The sequence below is a fragment of the Mycolicibacter acidiphilus genome (assembly GCF_018455725.1).
GTDB classification, from domain to species: Bacteria; Actinomycetota; Actinomycetes; order Mycobacteriales; family Mycobacteriaceae; genus Mycobacterium; species Mycobacterium acidiphilum.
In genome coordinates this window covers 1-614 of the sequence record NZ_JAHCLR010000135.1, presented here as the reverse complement: position 1 = coordinate 614, position 614 = coordinate 1, and the positions used below count along the sequence as shown (strand labels likewise).

The window sequence follows — 614 nt, the reverse complement described above, 5'->3', positions numbered from 1 at the left end:
CCCCATTTGGCGGCTTCGGCGGCGTCGCGGGCATGCATCGACAACGTATTCGTCTCATGCGTCGTCGCCATCGCGTGATACGCCCGCACCAACTCCTCCATCGCCTGATTCCACTGCGCCTGCCACGCCTGATACGTCATACCCGTATCGCCCTGCCACGCCGCCGACAACGCCGCCTGCTCACTGGAGATATCCGCCCCCACCGCCTGCAACGTCCCCGCATACCCAGCCATCTCCCCGGCATGCGCCAACATCGCCGGGTAGTTGTACATAATCTGCGACATCAGACCAAACCCTCCCTAAACCCCGGTGTACCCAGAAGCAGCAGCAGCATCCGCCGCCACATACGTCGAACCCGCATCACCGAGATGCACCTGCGCCATATCCAACAGCGCATTCACCCGAGCAGCCATCTCCACAAACCGCGCATGCGCACCCTGAAACGCCGCCGCAGCCTCACCCACATGAAACGCCTGCGCCGACAACGCCGCCTGCTCCGCCTGCGCCATCGTCGACCGCATCAACGCAGCCTTCGCACCAAACGCCGACTCCGACGCCACCAACTGCGGAATATGAGCATCCAACAAACTCATCCCACCGCTCCTTTCTCCACT

2 protein-coding genes are annotated in these 614 nt (G+C 62.9%); both read right to left on the bottom strand.

Annotated elements, in window-relative coordinates:
• A partial coding sequence (locus KIH27_RS22185) for a WXG100 family type VII secretion target (RefSeq protein WP_214095096.1) occupies positions 1-284 on the bottom strand: 284 nt, incomplete at its 3' end.
• 15 nt (positions 285-299) lie between these two features.
• Positions 300-593, bottom strand: coding sequence for a type VII secretion protein EsxS (locus KIH27_RS22180; RefSeq protein ID WP_214095097.1), 294 nt, complete (start codon positions 591-593; stop codon positions 300-302).
• Positions 594-614: the final 21 nt, after the last annotated feature.